The organism is Thioalkalivibrio sulfidiphilus (assembly GCF_000377945.1).
GTDB classification, from domain to species: Bacteria; Pseudomonadota; Gammaproteobacteria; order Ectothiorhodospirales; family Ectothiorhodospiraceae; genus Thioalkalivibrio_A; species Thioalkalivibrio_A sulfidiphilus_A.
This window is the reverse complement of the sequence record NZ_KB898938.1, coordinates 1-17,098: the sequence shown is the minus strand read 5'-3', so window position 1 is coordinate 17,098 and position 17,098 is coordinate 1. Positions and strand designations below refer to the sequence as shown.

At 64.0% G+C, this 17,098-nt stretch carries 19 protein-coding genes and 2 tRNA genes; 9 read left to right on the top strand and 12 right to left on the bottom strand.

Going from position 1 to position 17,098, the window contains the following annotated elements:
- Positions 1 to 49: 49 nt before the first annotated feature.
- Positions 50 to 1,003: a cobalamin-binding protein gene (locus D580_RS0108670; RefSeq protein WP_018954014.1), complete on the bottom strand. Its 954-nt coding sequence runs from the start codon at positions 1,001 to 1,003 to the stop codon at positions 50 to 52.
- 112 nt (positions 1,004 to 1,115) lie between these two features.
- Between D580_RS0108670 and gltX the strand changes: the two genes are divergently transcribed.
- From gltX to D580_RS0108650, 4 genes are all read left to right on the top strand, one after another.
- Positions 1,116 to 2,528, top strand: coding sequence for a glutamate--tRNA ligase (gene gltX, locus D580_RS0108665; RefSeq protein ID WP_018954013.1), 1,413 nt, complete (start codon positions 1,116 to 1,118; stop codon positions 2,526 to 2,528).
- Between the two features lie 41 nt (positions 2,529 to 2,569).
- Positions 2,570 to 2,645: transfer RNA gene (locus tag D580_RS0108660), tRNA-Ala, on the top strand.
- Between the two features lie 38 nt (positions 2,646 to 2,683).
- Positions 2,684 to 2,875 carry a hypothetical protein gene (locus D580_RS0108655; RefSeq protein ID WP_012638147.1) on the top strand — a complete coding sequence of 64 codons (192 nt, stop codon included), beginning with the start codon at positions 2,684 to 2,686 and terminating at the stop codon, positions 2,873 to 2,875.
- Between the two features lie 17 nt (positions 2,876 to 2,892).
- Positions 2,893 to 2,968, top strand: a tRNA-Glu gene (locus tag D580_RS0108650).
- A 106-nt stretch (positions 2,969 to 3,074) separates the two neighbouring features.
- On the opposite strand, the gene D580_RS16565 is transcribed toward D580_RS0108650, so the two are convergent.
- Positions 3,075 to 3,230 carry a hypothetical protein gene (locus tag D580_RS16565; RefSeq protein WP_018954012.1) on the bottom strand — a complete coding sequence of 52 codons (156 nt, stop codon included), beginning with the start codon at positions 3,228 to 3,230 and terminating at the stop codon, positions 3,075 to 3,077.
- 300 nt (positions 3,231 to 3,530) lie between these two features.
- Between D580_RS16565 and D580_RS0108640 the strand changes: the two genes are divergently transcribed.
- Both D580_RS0108640 and D580_RS0108635 read left to right on the top strand, forming a co-directional pair.
- Complete coding sequence (locus D580_RS0108640; protein WP_018954011.1) at positions 3,531 to 4,124, top strand: bactofilin family protein; 594 nt, start codon at positions 3,531 to 3,533, stop codon at positions 4,122 to 4,124.
- A gap of 28 nt (positions 4,125 to 4,152) precedes the next feature.
- Positions 4,153 to 4,788: a hypothetical protein gene (locus tag D580_RS0108635; RefSeq protein ID WP_018954010.1), complete on the top strand. Its 636-nt coding sequence runs from the start codon at positions 4,153 to 4,155 to the stop codon at positions 4,786 to 4,788.
- Positions 4,789 to 4,824: 36 nt separating this feature from the next.
- Here D580_RS0108635 and D580_RS0108630 read toward each other — a convergent pair whose 3' ends face one another.
- A complete protein-coding gene (locus tag D580_RS0108630) occupies positions 4,825 to 5,604 on the bottom strand; it encodes a vitamin K epoxide reductase family protein (RefSeq protein WP_018954009.1) in 780 nt (259 codons plus the stop codon).
- A 205-nt stretch (positions 5,605 to 5,809) separates the two neighbouring features.
- Complete coding sequence (gene zapE / locus D580_RS0108625; protein ID WP_018954008.1) at positions 5,810 to 6,892, bottom strand: cell division protein ZapE; 1,083 nt, start codon at positions 6,890 to 6,892, stop codon at positions 5,810 to 5,812.
- A 196-nt stretch (positions 6,893 to 7,088) separates the two neighbouring features.
- Here zapE and D580_RS0108620 point away from each other — a divergent pair, with 196 nt between their 5' ends.
- The 3 genes from D580_RS0108620 (at position 7,089) to D580_RS0108610 (ending at position 9,191) form a co-directional block, all read left to right on the top strand.
- Positions 7,089 to 7,940 (top strand): Gfo/Idh/MocA family oxidoreductase, encoded by an 852-nt coding sequence (locus D580_RS0108620; protein ID WP_018954007.1) that lies wholly within the window; start codon positions 7,089 to 7,091, stop codon positions 7,938 to 7,940.
- The gene (locus tag D580_RS0108615; RefSeq protein WP_018954006.1) at positions 7,937 to 8,191 is read left to right on the top strand and encodes a DUF504 domain-containing protein; all 255 of its coding nucleotides are present in this window, start codon (positions 7,937 to 7,939) and stop codon (positions 8,189 to 8,191) included. The genes D580_RS0108620 and D580_RS0108615 overlap by 4 nt, the downstream gene beginning before the upstream one ends.
- Positions 8,192 to 8,297: 106 nt before the next feature.
- Complete coding sequence (locus D580_RS0108610; protein ID WP_018954005.1) at positions 8,298 to 9,191, top strand: patatin-like phospholipase family protein; 894 nt, start codon at positions 8,298 to 8,300, stop codon at positions 9,189 to 9,191.
- A 117-nt stretch (positions 9,192 to 9,308) separates the two neighbouring features.
- Here D580_RS0108610 and D580_RS0108605 read toward each other — a convergent pair whose 3' ends face one another.
- The 8 genes from D580_RS0108605 to D580_RS15360 form a co-directional block, all read right to left on the bottom strand.
- Complete coding sequence (locus D580_RS0108605; protein ID WP_018954004.1) at positions 9,309 to 10,670, bottom strand: TrpB-like pyridoxal phosphate-dependent enzyme; 1,362 nt, start codon at positions 10,668 to 10,670, stop codon at positions 9,309 to 9,311.
- Between the two features lie 37 nt (positions 10,671 to 10,707).
- The gene (locus tag D580_RS0108600; protein ID WP_018954003.1) at positions 10,708 to 11,496 is read right to left on the bottom strand and encodes a substrate-binding periplasmic protein; all 789 of its coding nucleotides are present in this window, start codon (positions 11,494 to 11,496) and stop codon (positions 10,708 to 10,710) included.
- A gap of 33 nt (positions 11,497 to 11,529) precedes the next feature.
- Positions 11,530 to 13,083 carry a PP2C family protein-serine/threonine phosphatase gene (locus D580_RS0108595; protein WP_231363526.1) on the bottom strand — a complete coding sequence of 518 codons (1,554 nt, stop codon included), beginning with the start codon at positions 13,081 to 13,083 and terminating at the stop codon, positions 11,530 to 11,532.
- 34 nt (positions 13,084 to 13,117) lie between these two features.
- On the bottom strand, positions 13,118 to 13,462 hold the full coding sequence (locus D580_RS0108590) for a slr1659 superfamily regulator (protein WP_012638163.1): 345 nt from the start codon (positions 13,460 to 13,462) through the stop codon (positions 13,118 to 13,120).
- 14 nt (positions 13,463 to 13,476) lie between these two features.
- A complete protein-coding gene (locus tag D580_RS0108585) occupies positions 13,477 to 14,049 on the bottom strand; it encodes a slr1658 superfamily regulator (protein ID WP_018954000.1) in 573 nt (190 codons plus the stop codon).
- A complete protein-coding gene (locus D580_RS0108580) occupies positions 14,003 to 14,917 on the bottom strand; it encodes a GGDEF domain-containing protein (RefSeq protein ID WP_018953999.1) in 915 nt (304 codons plus the stop codon). Before D580_RS0108580 ends, D580_RS0108585 begins: the two co-directional genes overlap by 47 nt.
- Before the next feature lie 195 nt (positions 14,918 to 15,112).
- The gene (locus D580_RS0108575) at positions 15,113 to 15,865 is read right to left on the bottom strand and encodes a sulfite exporter TauE/SafE family protein (protein WP_018953998.1); all 753 of its coding nucleotides are present in this window, start codon (positions 15,863 to 15,865) and stop codon (positions 15,113 to 15,115) included.
- Position 15,866: 1 nt separating this feature from the next.
- On the bottom strand, positions 15,867 to 16,781 hold the full coding sequence (locus D580_RS15360) for a TRAP transporter large permease subunit (RefSeq protein ID WP_018953997.1): 915 nt from the start codon (positions 16,779 to 16,781) through the stop codon (positions 15,867 to 15,869).
- Positions 16,782 to 17,098: the final 317 nt, after the last annotated feature.

Sequence of the window (17,098 nt, the reverse complement as noted above, 5' to 3'; positions counted from 1 at the left end):
GCAAGCAAACCGGCGGCCGCGAGCAGGGCGAGGCTGATCGGCAGGCGGTTCAAGGGACGGTCTCGGGTCGACGGGCGCGCGCCTCGTCCAGATGTCCGCACAGCAGCTCAGCCCCTTCCAGGATGCGCGGGGTGTGACGCTGGATCAGGGAAGGGGGGATGAAGAACAGGTTGTCCCGCTGCACGGCGGTCAGGCCTTGCCAGCGGCGCCAGTCCTCCAGCCAGCCGCGGTTGTCCTCACCGGAGCCACCCGCGACGATCACCTCCGGGTTCGTCGCCAGCACCGCCTCCCGGCTGACTCGGGGCGCCAGTGCCGTCTCGCCGCCGAACACATTCACGCCGCCGCACAGCTCGATCACCTCGCCGATCAGGTGGGCATCGTTGATGGTCATGAGCGGCCGGTCCCAGATCTGGTAAAAGAGGCGCACCGGAGGGCGTTCGGCATAGCGGGTTTGCAGCGCCTCCACACCGGCGCGCAGGGCCATGGCCTGGTCGCTGCCCGTCTCCTGCCTGTCCGTGAGCCGGGACAGGCGCTCCAGGGTCCGGGCCAGATCCTCGAGCCGGCGCGGTTCATTGCGGTAGACGGGGATGCCCAGCGCCTCCAGGCGCGCCACCTGGCGGACCGGGTTGCCGCTCTGCCAGGCCAGCACCAGGTCCGGGCGCAAGGACAGGATGCGTTCCAGGTCCAGCTGGCCCGCGCTACCCACCACGGGCAGTTCCGCTGCCGCCTCGGGGTAATCGCTGAAGCTCACCGTGCCCACCAGCCGGTCACCGGCACCGATGTGGAACAGGATCTCGGTGAGGTGCGGGGAGAGGCTCACCACCCGCTGCGCCGGCTGTGCCAGCACCAGTTCGCGGCCGGTATCGTCGCTCACCCGGATCTCCCCAAGGGCCTGCACGGGTAGGGCGGCCAGGCACAGCCAGACCAGCACCCGGGCCAGGCGCCGCAGCGGCGGGGCGGGGTGTTGACGGGTATTCTGGCTGGCGCGTTGGGTCGGGTTCACAGGGAAAGCATCATATCAGTCGCGCACCGCAAGTCGGCGCGCTGATGAACGGGGGCGGGCCGTTTGGTACCCTATGCGCCTTTCCCATCCAGACATCAATCGAGCATCCTCCATGAAAGTTCGTACCCGCTTCGCGCCCAGTCCCACCGGCTACCTGCACATCGGCGGCGCCCGCACGGCGCTGTTCTCCTGGCTCTACGCCCGCAAGCACGGCGGTGATTTCATCCTGCGCGTGGAGGACACCGATCTCGCTCGTTCCAACGCCGAGTCCGTGAATGCGATCCTGGAGGGCATGAACTGGCTGGGTCTCGAATACGATGAAGGCCCCTTCTACCAGACCAAGCGCTTCGACCGGTACAAGGAAGTGATCCAGCAACTGCTGGACGCGGACAAGGCCTACCACTGCTACTGCACCAAGGAAGAGCTCGACGCCATGCGCGAGCAGCAGATGGCCAACAAGGAAAAGCCCCGCTACGACGGACGCTGCCGCCACCGCACCGAGCCCCGCGAGGGCGTGCAGCCGGTGGTGCGCTTTCGCAATCCCACCGAGGGCGCGACCGTGGTGGAAGACATGGTGCGTGGCCGGGTGGTGTTCCAGAACAGCGAGCTGGATGACCTGATCATCGCCCGCTCCGACGGCAGCCCCACCTATAACTTCACCGTGGTGGTGGATGACTGGGACATGCGGATAACCCACGTGATCCGCGGCGACGACCACCTCAACAACACGCCCCGGCAGATCAACATCTTCAAGGCCCTAGGCGTGGAACCGCCGAAATACGCCCACCTGCCCATGATCCTGGGCCCGGACGGCGCCAAGCTGTCCAAGCGCCACGGTGCGGTGAGCGTCATGCAGTACCGGGATGACGGCTTCCTGCCCGAGGCCCTGCTCAACTACCTGGTACGCCTGGGCTGGTCCCACGGCGACCAGGAGGTGTTCAGCCTGGAGGAACTCATCGAGCTGTTCGACATTGCCAACGTCAACCACTCCGCGTCCGCCATCAACCCGGACAAATTGCTGTGGCTGAACCAGCACTACATCAAGACCTCCGACCCGGACCACGTGGCCCGGCACCTGTCCTGGCACATGGGCAACCACGGCATCGATCCCTCCCTGCCGCCGCCGCTTCGCGACGTGGTGGTGGCCCAGTGCGAGCGGGCCAAGACCCTGGTGGAGATGGCTGCCAACAGCGTCTACTTCTACCGCGACTTCGAGGACTACGACGAGAAGGCCGCGAAAAAGAACCTGGATGCCGAGGCCAAGCCCGTCCTGCAGGCCCTGCGTGCTGCCCTGGACGCCGTGGCCGACTGGCAGCCAGAGGCCATCCATGCAGCCGTTGAAGGCGTAGCCGAGCGCCTTGAGCTCAAGCTGGGCAAGGTGGCCCAGCCCCTGCGGGTGGCGGTGACCGGTGGCGGCGTCTCGCCCCCCATCGACCAGACCCTGGCCCTGCTCGGCAGGGAGCGGACCCTGGGCCGGATCGAGCGCGCCATCGACTACATCGAGGCCCGTTCCGGGGGTGCTTGACAAGGTAGAAACAGTCGCGTAAATTGCGCGACTTCCTTGACGGGGCCATAGCTCAGCTGGGAGAGCGCTTGCATGGCATGCAAGAGGTCGGCGGTTCGATCCCGCCTGGCTCCACCAGATTTACATCCCGGCGCCTGACCGAGGAGCGACACAGCATGTATCAACTGGGCCGCTACTCGATCATCGTCGGGATTATTTTAACCGTGATCGCCCTGGCAGTCGGATTCGGCGCCATGTTCAGAGAGGCGGAAGAATGGGCCAAGTTCTTCCTCTCGGTGATCCCGATCGGATTTCTGCTCACCTTCACCGGACTGGTCACGGTCCTGCTGACGGGTCCGAGGAGATGACGATCGACGTGTTTTACGTCCCCATCGTCTAGAGGCCTAGGACACCGCCCTTTCACGGCGGCGACCGGGGTTCGAATCCCCGTGGGGACGCCATCTGTATCCGGCAAGCGGTGAAAGCGCTTGCCAACAAAAAACCCGCCTTGTGTGGGTTTTTTTGTGCCTGCCGGAAGCGCAGACAAAGTTCGTGCACAGATCAGGATCAACCCGGTCTCTCTTCATTCCCGGCTTCCGGGATCTGTATCCTGCCGGAAGGTCTTCGATCCAGTTTGCCGAAGTAATTGCTCAGCACGTTCTCCAGGCGCTTGGCGGCCCCGGTGACCGCATCATAGGCGTCTTCGTGCAACAACTCCGCCAACAGCGGATCTCCACCCCGGGGACGTGCTTCGAGCGGATGGTTCTCACTGCGCAAGCCCTATACAGGCAGTGCAGGCAGCTGTCCGCCGCTCGTTCGGGCGATGGCGGATCCACGATCAGCCCTTAGTCTTGAGGTCTGACTTACCTGCTCCACCCGGCAGCAATGGCAATTTTGTAGACTCGGTCACCCATTTGAAATCTCTCCGCCGACTGACGGTATCCTGCGCGATTCCCGCAGGGTTAGGATCAAGCATCGGTCAGCCAGCCGGTCAGACCGTTCTTTCTTCAGGAGGATGTCACCATGGCCATGTTCGATATCGGGAAACGCGCTTCCAGCAGCAGCCAGGAACAAAAGGACGAGATCGCCTTACGTGAATCCGAGAGGCCCTGGGAGAAGGCGGCCGCGGCCACGGGCACGGCAAGGAATCGCGATGCAGCGGTCATCGGCCCCTCCATACACGTCGAAGGCACCTTGCGCGGTGAAGAAGACCTGATCATCCAGGGACGCGTCAACGGCACGGTGAAGCTCCAGGGCCACAGCCTGACGGTGGGCCCCCATGGCCAGATCAACGCCGATATTTACGCCCACACGGTCATCGTGGAAGGAAGCGTGGAAGGCAATCTGTTCGGTGCGGAACGAGTCGTGATCAAGAAGTCCGCGAACATCCGCGGCAACATCACCTCGCCCAAGGTCAGCCTGGAAGAAGGGGCACGCTTCAAAGGGGCCATCGAGATGGACGCGCAGGCGGTCGAGGAAGCCATGGGAACCAAGAAGGGCAAGTCAGGCACGAGTATGACGCAGGGCAGCAGCACTGCCACGGCACCTGCCACTTCAGACACCCCCGAAACCGCCGAAAAGGCAGCAACCGGCAAGGCCGGCGGCAGCGCGGCTTGATCAGCGCTGACAGTCTGACCGGGGTGTCATGTCTGCTGTGATCAGCAAGTCCGCATCGACTTCCGGCATCGAGACGAACTCCGGCCTGTCGGCAGGCCATACCTTCCAGGTCAGTCTGCTAGAACAGATCCTGCGGCCGATGCAGGCGGGGCAGCGATTGCGGGTACTCGATCTTGGCGAACCGCATGGGGCGACCGTGGATTTTTTCAGCGGTCATCCCGTGCGGCTGGCCATCGCCTCTGCCCTGCCAGACCTGGTCAGGCTCGACAAGGAACTCGACGATGCCGACCTGGAGCAATGCCTGGAGACGCTGCTCCCGGCATCCCTGGCTGAGGGATCACAGGTGGTGCTGGCCTGGGATGCCTTCAACTACCTGACGACACCCGTCCTCACCGCGCTCATGTCGCGCCTCGCCACGCTCCTGCCGCGGGGCGCGCTCATGCACGCACTGCTTGCCTACGGCGTCAGGGACGTGCCGGAAAGACCCGGTGCCCTGGTGATAGACTCCTGGCAGACCTTAAGGACGCTTCCCACGGGTAACATGGCCACCCGTCAATCGCCCGGCTACGCAACTGGGCAGCTGCAACGGATGATGCCGGACTTTCGTGTCATTCGCTCCACGCTGCTTCAGGGCGGCGTCCAGGAATTCCTGATCCGTCGTTGACCTCGACTGTACGCGCCGCAACGCTGAGCGGACGCCCTACCATTCAAAGCCCGAATAACGGGCCAGATCCTCCGGCGCGATCACGCCTTCATAGACCCGCCCGCGTATGTTCCAGGTGGGAAAGCTGCTGACACCGGCGCGCGTACATTCCGCGGCCGGCCGGCCATGCCGTCCGTCGGGTGAACACTCGACGTACGGCAGCTTCTCCGAGGCGCCGCGGAACAGCCGGTGCTGCTGCTGACAGGCGGGGCACCAGTAGGCGCCGTAGTAGCGCGCCCCGGACTCGTTCAGATGCACCGCCAGGCGCTCAAGACGTGGGTCTTCCGGTGGCGTGAACAGATCACTGTAATAGGCGTGCAGGGTGCCGAGCACCACCAGGGCCACCACCGCGCTGCTCAGGCCCCACTGAAGCCAGGGCATGCCCGGCGCGGATTCCGGGCGCCTGACGCTGAGCCACAGAAAGATGGCGGACATGGTGGCCAGGGAGGCCAGGCACCAGGGGCAGACGGCCTCGAGCTTGAGCAGTCCGATCAGGGTCAGGTAGACGCTGATGGCCAGTCCCACGAAGCTCAGGAACCAGAGCCGACGCCAGCGCTTGAGCCGGGGCGGGGACTGCCATGCGATGAGCGCCAGCAGGGCATACACGCCGAAGCCCCACAAGGACACCGGCAGGCCCAGCACCCTGGACCAGCGGCTCTGCTGCACCAGGTCGCAAGCTGAGCCTTCGGCGCACAAGGCGATTCCCGCGCCGCTCCAGGCCACGAGGGTGAGAAAGGCGGTGATGAGCATGCCCACGCCAGACAGGGCGACGATCATCCAGTCGGCTGACGGGCTTGCGGCAGCGGGAGTGGGGGCTGTCGCGGATCTGCGCGTTGTCTTTCGCTTGTGCTTCGCCATCGGGTGTTCGCTGACTAGGGGTGATGCCCGGAGGCTATCACCCGTGTCTGTCCCAGACAACGCGCGCACAACGGTGGAGCCTGGTTCAACTTAGGTCCCAGTTTACCGGGCTAGTGCCAGGAGATCAGGGCAGGTGGGGCTTTTCCAGGTAGTCATGGGACTGCATCTCCTGCAGCCGGCTGCGGGTGCGCTGGAATTCAAACTCGAGCCACTTGCCCCGGTACAGAAACTCCGGTGCGGCCTCGGCGGAGACGATGAGCTTGACGTTACGGTCGTAGAACTCGTCCACCAGGGCCATGAAACGCCGGGCCTGGTTTTCCATGGACTCGTCCATGACCGGGATGTCCGAGACCAGCACGGTATGGAACATGCGCGCGATCTCCACGTAGTCCAACTGGCTGCGCGGTCCGTCGCAGATATCCGGGAAGCGGAACCACACCACGCCATCGGCCAGGCGCTGCACCGGGATCTGCCGGCCCGCCACCTCCAGGCTGCCGCCGATGCTGCCCGGCTCCGGGGCCAGGGCACGGAAGGCCTCGGTGAGGCGTGTGACGGCGACCTCGTCCAGGGGCGCGTGGTAGATCTCCGCCTGCTCCAGGGAGCGCAGACGGTAGTCCACGGGGCTGTCCAGGTGGAACACCTCCAGGTGCTGCTTGATCAGCTCGATGGCGGGCAGGAACAGGTGCCGGTGCAGACCGTTCTTGTAGAGATCGTCGGGCGGGGTATTGGAGGTGGTCACCAGGGTCATGCCCTCGGCGAACATGCCCGCCAGCAGGCGGTGCAGCAGCATGGCGTCGGTGATGTCCGAGACGTAGAACTCGTCTAGGCACAGCACCCGGGCCTGGGCAAGGCGTTTGGCCACGATGTCGATGGGGTCGGCGGTCTGCTTGAGGGTCTTCAGTTCACCGTGCACCCGCTGCATGAAGCGGTGGAAATGCAGGCGCAGCTTGTTCTCGAAGGGCAGGGCGTCGAAGAAGGTGTCCACCAGGTAGGTCTTGCCCCGACCCACGCCCCCCCAGAGGTAGAAGCCCCGGACCGGCACCCTGGGACTGCGCCGGCCCAGCAGCCGGTCCATCAGTCCGGGCCGGGGGGCCGGGGCCATGAGCTGGTCCCGCACGCGCTGCAAACCCTGCATAGCCAGATCCTGGGCGGGATCCGGCTGGACGATCCTGCGCTCGACATCCTGCAGGTAGCGCTGATAGGGCATCTAGATGACCTAGAGGGCAATGATGGTGCGTCGCAGCATATCACACTCACCCGCTGACGGGATTCAGCGCAGTTTGACAGCCTATCGGATTGACCATGCTCTCCGCCCCACCTACAAGTGTGTATAGAGCCACAAGGATCATTGTCACCATGAATGCATCCGGAACGACCGCCTCTCTGTCAGGCCCTGAAAACCGATGAAGCGCCTGCGCCTTGCCATCGTCGGTTACGGCACCCTGGGCAAGGCCTGTGCCCGGGCCGTGCAGGAGGCCTCTGACCTGGAACTGGCAGGGGTGGTGCGACCCGAGGTCGGGGCAGGACTCCCGCTGGAGGGTCTGCCCGCCGAGACCCCTTGCGTGGACCACGTCAGCGGACTCACACGGGTGGACGCAGCCCTGGTCTGCGTGCCCAATGACCGGGTCGAGGGTGTGGCCCGGGAGCTGATCCAGCACCGGATGCCTCTCGTGGAATGCGCCACCCAGGAAGGCAGTACCCGGGATGCGTTCCTGACCGAGCTCGATCGGCAGGCCCAGCAGCACCGGGTGGCGGTTGTGGTCGGGGCCGGCTGGAGCGCCGGGGCCGTGCCCTGGATCGAACGACTGTTCACGCTCATGATCCCGAAAGGGGAGACGCGCATCACCCATCGCCCGGGCATACAGCTGCACCATACGGCGGCGGCCGCGGACATCCCCGGCGTGGTCGGGGCCCTGTGCACCGAACGCCATGACGACACCGGCCGCCCGCAGCGCTATCTCTACCTGCAGGTGGACAGGCACGCGGACTTCGACGCAGTGCGCGAGGCGGTCCTCTCCGACCCCTTGTTTCTGGCCGAGGAGACCCTGGTCTTCCAGGTGGATGACATCGCCACCCTGGAGGAGGAGGCCCACGGCCTCGTCATGGAGCGGCGCGCCACATCGGCCCGCGCCATTCACGACACCCTGCTGTTCGAGGCACGTCTGGACCCGGTCGCCTTCACGGCGCGCATCATGCTGGATGCCGCCCGCCAGCTTCCCGGCCTGCGTCCCGGCGCACACCGCTGGACACCATGATCCCCATCCAGGAGCTGCTCGCACGCATCCGTTGGGACAAGGCGTTCGGCGATGCCAGCTTTGTGCTCGGCTACTACGACCGGGTCGAGGAGCGGATCATCCGGGTGAACCTGCGCGACGTGCAGGTGGACCCCGAGAGCCATGCATTGCTGGACATCATCGACGCGGAGGGCGGGTTGCACACCGTACCCCTGCACAGGGTCAAGGAGGTCTACCGCAACGGCGAACTGATCTGGCATCGCAGCCACTGATCCCCTGCATGCACACGCTGTGACGCCCGGCACTGTGCCGCACCGGCACTCGGGCGGTATGCTTGGGCGACCACACACGACTTCCGGCACCGGGATCCTGGTCTCCATGAACGACAAGCACACCAAGGACATCTCCCTCTCCCTGGGCAGCGGCGGTGCCCGCGGCCTGGCCCACATAGGCGTGATCCGCTGGCTGGAGGAGAATGAGGGCTACAACATCAAGGCCATTGCAGGCTCCTCCATGGGCGCCCTGATCGGCGGCATCTACGCCGCCGGCAAGCTGGACATCTATGAGGAATGGGTCACCGCGCTCAGCAAGCGTGACGTGTTCATGCTGCTGGACTTTGCCTACAGCTGGTCAGGGCTGTTCAGCGGCGACCGCATCATGAACAAGCTGCGCGAAATGCTGGGCGAGGTGGACATCGAGGACCTGCCTATCGAGTTCACCGCCGTGGCCACGGACCTGGGCAACCGCCGCGAGGTGTGGCTCAACACCGGCTCCCTCTACGATGCGATCCGCGCCTCCATCGCCATCCCCACTGTCTTCACCCCCGTGCACCGTGACGGACGGGTCCTGGTGGACGGGGGCGTGGTCAACCCGGTACCCGTGGCACCCACCCTGAGCACGATCACCGACATCAACATCGCCGTCAGCCTGAGCGGCCGGGAAGAGGAAGGGCTGTTTGGAGACGGCGCCGAGATCCAGGCCTCGGACATGCCGAAGACCGCTGTCCAGAAGGCCATCGCAGACTTCATCGAGGGCATCCAGTCACGACTTGGGGTGAAAGAGAAGGAGCCCAGCGTGGGCATGTTCGACGTGCTGTCCGATTCCATCGAGATCATGGAGAACAGCATCGCCCGTTTCCGCCTGGCCGCCTACAACCCCGAGTACCTGATCGAGATCCCGGTCAACGCCTGCGGTGTGTTCGATTTCCACCGGGCCAAGGAGATGATCGAACTGGGCTACGAGCGGGCAGAGCGGGTGCTGGGGAAAATCTGATCAATGGACTGCTGAAAGTGAAAACCTGTTCTCTCGCGGAGGCGCGGAGACGCAGAGGAAAATTTCGTAACGCTTTTCCCAGCGCCCCTGCGCCTTTGCGAGAGCATCAATCCTGCCTCACGCCACCGAGGGCAGGCCTGCCAGGGCCATGGCGATCTCGGACTCGTCGTATTCCTGATCCACCAGCTTGCCGTCCAGGTAATCGCGATAGGCCTGCATGTCGAAGTGACCATGGCCGCACAGGTTGAACAGGATCGCGCGGCTCACACCTTCCTCCTTGCAGCGCAGGGCCTCGTCGATGGCCGCCTTCACGCCATGGTTGGCCTCGGGCGCCGGGATGATGCCTTCCGCCTTGGCGAACAGGATGCCCGCCTCGAAGCACTCGGTCTGCTGATAGGCGCGGGGCCGTACCAGGCCCAGATCGGTGATGTGCGACACCAGGGGCGCCATGCCGTGATAGCGCAGGCCACCGGCGTGAAAGCCGGGCGGCACATAGGTGGAGCCCAGGGTGTGCATCTTCACCAGTGGGGTGAGATGCGCGGTGTCGCCGAAGTCGTAGGCGTACTTGCCCCGGGTGAGAGTCGGGCAGGCGGAGGGCTCCACCGCCACCAGGTCGATCTTGCGGCCGCCGCGCAGCTGCTCGCCCAGGAAGGGGAAGGTGATGCCACCGAAGTTGCTGCCGCCGCCGGTGGGGGCGATGACGATGTCCGGGTAATCGTCGGCCAGGTCGAACTGCTTCATGGCCTCCAGACCGATCACCGTCTGGTGCAGCAGCACGTGGTTGAGCACGCTGCCCAGGGCGTACTTGGTGTCGTCACGCTGCACCGCGCGCTCAACGGCCTCGCTGATCGCGATGCCCAGGCTGCCGGTGCTGTCCGGGTGTTCCCTGAGCACGGCCCGGCCCGCCTCGGTCATGTCCGAGGGACTGGCGATGCACTTGGCGCCGAAGGTCTCCATGAAGGAACGCCGGTAGGGCTTCTGCTGGAAACTCACCTTGACCATGAAGACCTCGATCTCCAGGCCAAACAGGGAGCCCGCCAGTGCCAGGGACGAGCCCCACTGGCCGGCACCGGTCTCGGTGGTGATGCGTTTGACGCCTTCCTGCTTGTTGTAGAAGGCCTGGGCGATGGCGGTGTTGGGCTTGTGGGAACCGGCAGGACTGACGCCTTCGTACTTGTAATAGATGCGCGCCGGGGTATCGAGCATCTTCTCCAGACGACGGGCCCGGAACAGGGGAGAGGGCCGCCACTGGCGGTAGACTTCGCGCACCGGCTCCGGGATCTCGATCTCCCGCTCCTGGCTGACCTCCTGCTGGATCACGGCCATGGGGAAGAGCGGCGCCAGGTCGTCGGGACCCACGGGCTGGTGTGTGGCGGGATGCAGCACGGGCGGCGGCGGGGAAGGCAGGTCCGCCATGATGTTGTACCAGTGCCTGGGAATGTCCTTCTCGTCGAGGACGTATTTGACGGTATCGCTCATGGGGCTCACTCCTCCTCGTTGGGACTTATCACACACCTCACTGCAGATATCGGTTGGTAATCTCCGCCACTGTTCCGTCGGCGATCAGGGCATCCAGTGCGTCCTGGAGTTGGGCGATGAGCGCCGGGTCGGTGTCCTTGTGGCACGCATAGCCCATATACCCCTCACGCAGCACCAGCGCCGGTTCATAGAGTGCGGGGTCGATGCCCTCCTGGACCATCACCCAGTTGGCCACCCGCTCATTGTAGGCGGCGGCATCGAAACGTTCGCCCCGCAACATGCGAATCAGGATACGCGCGGAATCGGTGCGCACATAGGTGCCGCTGAAGCCTTCCTCCTGGAGCAACTGATCGCCGATGTCCTCTCGCACCACGCCGATGCGGTAGGGGGCCAGGGCGGCCACGTCAGCGACCTCCAGCCCGCGATCCCTCGGGGCAATGATGCTGATGCTGGCATCCATGATCGGCTCTACAAAAGTAAACAGCTCCCGGCGTGCATCGGTGACCGTGGTGGAGAACAGGCAGGTGCCCGGCTGATCCAGGGCCATGCGATAGCCCCGGGCCCAAGGCAGGAGCTGGATGTCCGCGACTGTCCTGTTGACGCCCAAGCGTTCCCATATCTTGACCAGGATATCCACCGCCACACCGGTGACCTGGCCATCCTGTGCATAGTTATAGGGGGCATACTCCTCGGTAATCCATACCAACTCGTCCAGGCTGCGGTGAGGGGTCTGGGACTGGGCCCCGGCGAGGCCCGAGGAGAACAGCAGACAGAAAGCGACCCATGTGTTGATCAGACGCGTAACGATTCGCTTGCGGGTGGGCATGAACGGATTCCCCTTGTGCTCAGACGTGGAGGATTATTTCTGCTTCAGGATGACCAGGGTGAGGTCATCGTAGAGTGTCTGGTTTCCGATGTGACGTTTCACGTCGTTGATGATGGCGTCCTTGATGAATTCCGCTGACTCGGCACGATGACTGGCGATCATCTCCATCAGTCGATCCTGTCCATAGAGGCGATGCTGCTCGTCGGCCGCCTCGGTGATGCCATCGGTGTAGAGCACCACCACATCCCCCTGGTGCAGATCCAGACTGATCTCACCCACGAAATGGGCCATCTCCTCCACCAGGCCGATGGGGAAGCCGAGTTCGTCGGTGTCCACCACCTCCATGTGTCCGTCATGGCGGGCGATAATGACCGTTTCATGCTGGCCGCTGATACGCAGGTGGCCCGCCACCGCAGGTAGTTCGGCTGCAGTTGCCATGGTGTAATCCAGCAGGGCAAGGGTCAGGTTCTTGCCGCAGCCCATGCGCTGCACGTTGTTGTAGATGGTGGTGTTGAGTACGTCCATGACGCGCACCATGTCCTTCTCACGGCTGGTGAGCAGGGTACGCACGGCGCTCTGGGTCATGAGCATCACCACGCCACTCTCGAGTCCGTGACCGGTCACGTCACCGATACCGATGCGCACGCCGTCCTCGTGACTGAGGATGTCGTAGTAATCGCCGCCCACCTCCTGAGCCGCCTCCATGTGGGTGGCGATGTCCAGGCCCTCGATGGCATCCAGCTCCGCCCGTGAGGGCAGCAGGATCTGCTGGATGCGACGGGAGACGTCCAACTCGGCGCCCAGGCGCATGTTCTCGTCCCGGGCCCGGTCACGCTGTTCCAGACCCTGCTGAAAGGCCTGCATGAGATTGTCCAGGCCGGTCACGATCTGGCCCAGTTCGTCCTTCTCGTGGCGCGGGAAGCTCGGCCGGGGCCAATGTCCGGGACGGGTAGGATCTATGCGCGTGATGGCGGTATGCAGACCGATCAGGGGGCGGGTGATCATGAAAAAGAAGATCAGTACCACCAGGGCGGAGATGATCACCGCCTTGGCCAGACCCACCACGAAGATCACCAGACCCCGCTCCACGAAGCGGGCGCCGATCTCGCCGGGGGCGAGCGTCACTTCCAGGGCACCCACGCTGGAGGCCGACGCCCCGCCAACGCTGTGACTCAGATTAACGGAGTAACGCGTGATGTCACCGAACAGGCGCTGCACCAGCGCACCCGGTTCAGCCAGGTCGTGACGCTGACGCTCTGCGATGACGCCTCCGAAATTATCCCGCAACACCACCTGTTCCATTTCCCGGTGGGCAAACAGACCGTCCACCACCTGACCCGCCAGTTCATCGTTGAACTGGAAAGCGGCCTCGGCGGCGGAGCCGCTGACCAGTTCCAGACTGCGATGGGTGTGTTCCTGGATCTCGGCGCGCATGGACTTCCAATCGGCGCCCAGCTCCACCATGCCGGCCAGCAGGCCCAGCACCGCCACGATGAGCAAGGTCACCGCAGCCTGGCGGAAGGTCAGACTGGCTGTGAAGGGGATGCCTCGCGTGGCATCAGTGCTCGCGCCGTCCGTCTGCCTCACGCGGGTATCCATGGGATCGATGATATGCGCGGCGTCAATCGAAATTCAGCTCAAGGGCGGGCATCAGTCGCTTCAGGTTGTTGAGCGACTTGCCCTGCCAGGCGATGGCATTGGAACCCTGAATGGCCAGACGGCAATCGTTGCGATTACGGGCAGTGATGACAAATTTTGACAGGGTGGCAATCCCGGAACTGTTGAGGAACTCCAGAGCGCTCAGATCGATGATCAGTGCCTCGCGGCCATCCAGGGCATTCTCCAGCAACTCGGAGATGGGGGCGTACTCCGACAGACCGCCCAGGCGCAGGGCGCCGCTCATGCGCACGGTGTTGCTGGTATCGTCCAGCTCGATCTTGTAACCCTCACCGGAAAAACAATGCATCAGGTCTTGCTCCATCAGATTTTTATGGTCACCTGGGTGGTGACGCGAAAGCCATGGGATACCAGGGGCTCGAATCTCCAGGCAAGTTCAGCCCCGTAGTCGTTGATCATGGTCAGGTAGCCGAGTCCCGCGCTGCCCTCCGAGACTGCGCCTTCCTCCAACTGCTGGATGTAGAGTTCGTTGGGATCCGAGTCGCGCAAACGCTCCACGAAGGCACGAAAGCTGTCCGCAGCCTCGCTGCCCGTGGCATTACCCTGCTGGAACACGATCTCCTCCGGGAACAGACACAACCGCATGGTGATGGGTTCCGGGAGCGATTCATCGTGGAACTTCATGGCATTTTCCAGAAGCTCATTGGCGATGAAGCTGACCGCCCCGCGGATCTCGCTCTGGCGGGCCCGGGTAGACGGGTCCGTCTCGTCCAGGGGAAAGAAGGTGGTGACGTAATCGCCCAGAAAATCGGCGGACAGGCCGTTGTTGCGCCAGCGCTGCTTGAGCGGAAGGGAACCGGGCCAGAACGAAAGATCGAGGGATTCCGTGTTACGGTCGTGTCGGATTTCCCTGATCTGCCCGTGATCCTGAATCATTGAGGTCCTCCCGTATTTTGTTGTTGTCGGCGGCATGCACGATCCGGTCGCGCCCCTGCTGCTTGGCCAGATAGAGACGGCGGTCTACTTCCGCCAGCAGGGTGCTGCGGTCGTCGTGGTCGGGGACCAGCGCGGCCAGGCCGATGCTGAGGGTCAGGCGGCCCAGGGGTGTGTCCTCATGGCCAAGGTCAAGATTCCGCAATGCATCCTGAATACCCTGTGCCACCCTCAAGGCACCGGTTTCGTCCGTGTTGGGGAGCAGAACCACGAATTCCTCGCCGCCATAACGGGCCACGAGGTCGCCTTCCCGGTGAAGCATGCCCTGGAACAGCTCAGCCAGGCGGCAGAGACACTCATCCCCTGCTTGGTGACCGTAGCGGTCGTTGTAGGGTTTGAAGTGGTCCACGTCACACATGAGCATCGCCAGGGGCTGACCCTGGCGTCGTGCCCGCGACCACTCGCGTTCCATGGCCTCGTCCAGCATGCGGCGGTTGGCCAGACCGGTGAGCGGGTCTTGGCGGGCGGAGGTCTCGGATTCGATGTAGCGCTGCAGCCAGTGCAGGTCGATCTGATCGGCATGCTCGGTGATGGTCTGCAGCACCACCTCCAGATCCCGGCTCTTCTGGGTAATGGTCGCCACCAGGTCGCGCAGCTGCTTCTCAATGGTCCGGCGTTCGCGCACCTCGTTCTGCAACTGGCGGTTGGCCGTCTCCAGCTGTTCCTCGATGGCGTCGCCATGCTCCACGGCGGTGGTCAGGGCGATCTCCAGGTCGTCGCGCTCCTGGCGCAGGCGGCTGACCATCTCATTGAGTTCGGTCAGGGTCTGCTCGATATCGAGGACCTGGATGTAGGGGGTACTGCCGGACATGGGACCGCCGGGGAACTAACTGAAACCCAGCAGGCGCTCAGCTCCCTGAGGCCAGCGGGTCCGGTGGGGAATAGGTCGGGATCCTTGGGTCATATAAAGGATTGTCCACGAGCCACACCCCGCACGCAAGCCGCGGGGGACGCTTGCCCGTCAAAAATCGGTCATACATTGACCATCGTCAGGGTCAAACCAGCCTCACATGTCCATCAACAACTTGACGATGATGGCCGCGATGATCGCCAGGGTGATGCGCTTGATCCACACAGCCCCGCGAGGCCCCAGGGTCATGTGGGCCGCCAGCCAGGCCCCGGCCATGCTGCCCACGGCCAGCACCAGGCCGTAGCCCCAGTGCACGTTGCCGGTGGCGACGAAGATGCCCAGGGCAGGGAGCATATAGATCAGCACCACCAGCACCTTGAGGATGTTCACCTGCACCAGGTCGATGCGCAGGATGCGGTAGAGCAGGACGATGAACAGGATGCCCACGGCCACCTGGATGAAGCCGCCGTAGAAGCCGATCACCGCCATGGCCAGGATCACCGGCCAGCGCAGATGGCTCTCGTCCAGGTACAGGGTCTCCCGGTGCACCGGCATGGGCAGCAGCATGAGCACCGAGGAGCCCACCATCACAAGGATCAGGATCCAGCGGAACAGGTCCTCGCCCACCAGGGTGGCCACCCAGGCCCCGACGATGGCCCCCAGCACGGCCGGCACCGAGAGCTTCAGACCCAGGCGCAGGTGACGGTGCCCGGCGCTGCGGTACTTCCAGGTGGCGGTGATATTCTGCAGCACGATGCCCACCCGGTTGGTGCCGTTGGCGGTGGTGCTGTCCAGGCCCATGAACATGAGCACCGGCAGGGTGAGCATGGAGCCGCCTGCGCTCATCACGTTGAGGAAACCCGACAGGGCCCCTGCCGCGAGCAGCAGCAATGCCTGTTCCAGGCTCATGTCAGACCGCGTACCGGCGGTAGCGCCAGACGCCGAACAGGGTCATGGCCAGGGCGGGTGCGGCGAAGGCCGCGGCGGTGGTGTTGTCGGGATGGAACACGGCGCCGCCGGCGATGCCCGCGAGCACGAGACGCAGCAGGATATCCGGGCCGCGCGCATAACCGAAGCTGCCCTGCAGGGCAAAGCTGATGGCCAGCGTTCCGATCAGCACCAGGACAAAGGCCGGCAGCTGGGCGAGACCCGGCGTGACCACCAGTTCCGGCCGGGTGAACACGGCACCCATCATGAGCATCAGCGGCATGCAGATCACCATGGCCACCATCATGGTGCGCACGAAGGGCGCTTCCGCGATGCGCGAGGTGACGGCTGCGGTCACCGAGGTGGGCGGTGAGAGTTCGCCGAACACCGCCACCATGAAGGCGAAGAAGTGCACCACCCAGGGGTCGACCCCGGCGCGAATCATGAACGGCGAGACCACGATGGCGATGATGATGTAGGTGGGCGCCACGGGCAGGCCCATGCCGATGATGTAGCCGAAGCCGAAGCCCACCAGCACCATCAGCGCCAGGTTGATGCCGGCGCCTTCCATGAGCAGGATGCCCACCTTGGTGGGGACGCCGGTGATGGTGAAGGTGGCGGTGAGGATGCCCAGGGTGGCCAGCAGGATGGTCAGCTCCGCCGTGATGCTGGCATAGGATTCGATCATGCGCAGCAGGGGGCGCGTGAACCAGGTGAAGGAATACTTCCGGCCCTTGATGCTGCGCACGATAAACGCGAGCGCCAGGAAAATAAACAGGTAGCTGAACACCGTCTGGGCCGCGGCCATGGCGGGCCGACGCTCGACCCCCATGAAATAGATCAGGCCTGCGACGGCGATGAAATAGGCGGCGATGTTGGCCCAGTCCATGAAATTCATGGGCTCGGCCCTGGGCGATACGGCACGCTTGTAATACCCGACAGTTGCATAAATCCGGCACGGTTTTACAAGAAAACGGCTTATATACGGTACGACCTGCCTGTTGCACGGCTGTTGCTGGACCTCACCAAATGTGAAGTCCAGAAAACGGCCTAAATCGGTGCGAGAAGATGGCTTGCACGCATAAAAAAACGGTCTCGAAGTTGGTAGAATTGGTGGCACCACACCGTCCAACAAAACCAACGGAGACCGTCTGGATGAAGTGTAGCAGAGCCGCCGTTCATCGCAAGACCCATCGCATTCCCGATATCCGGTTC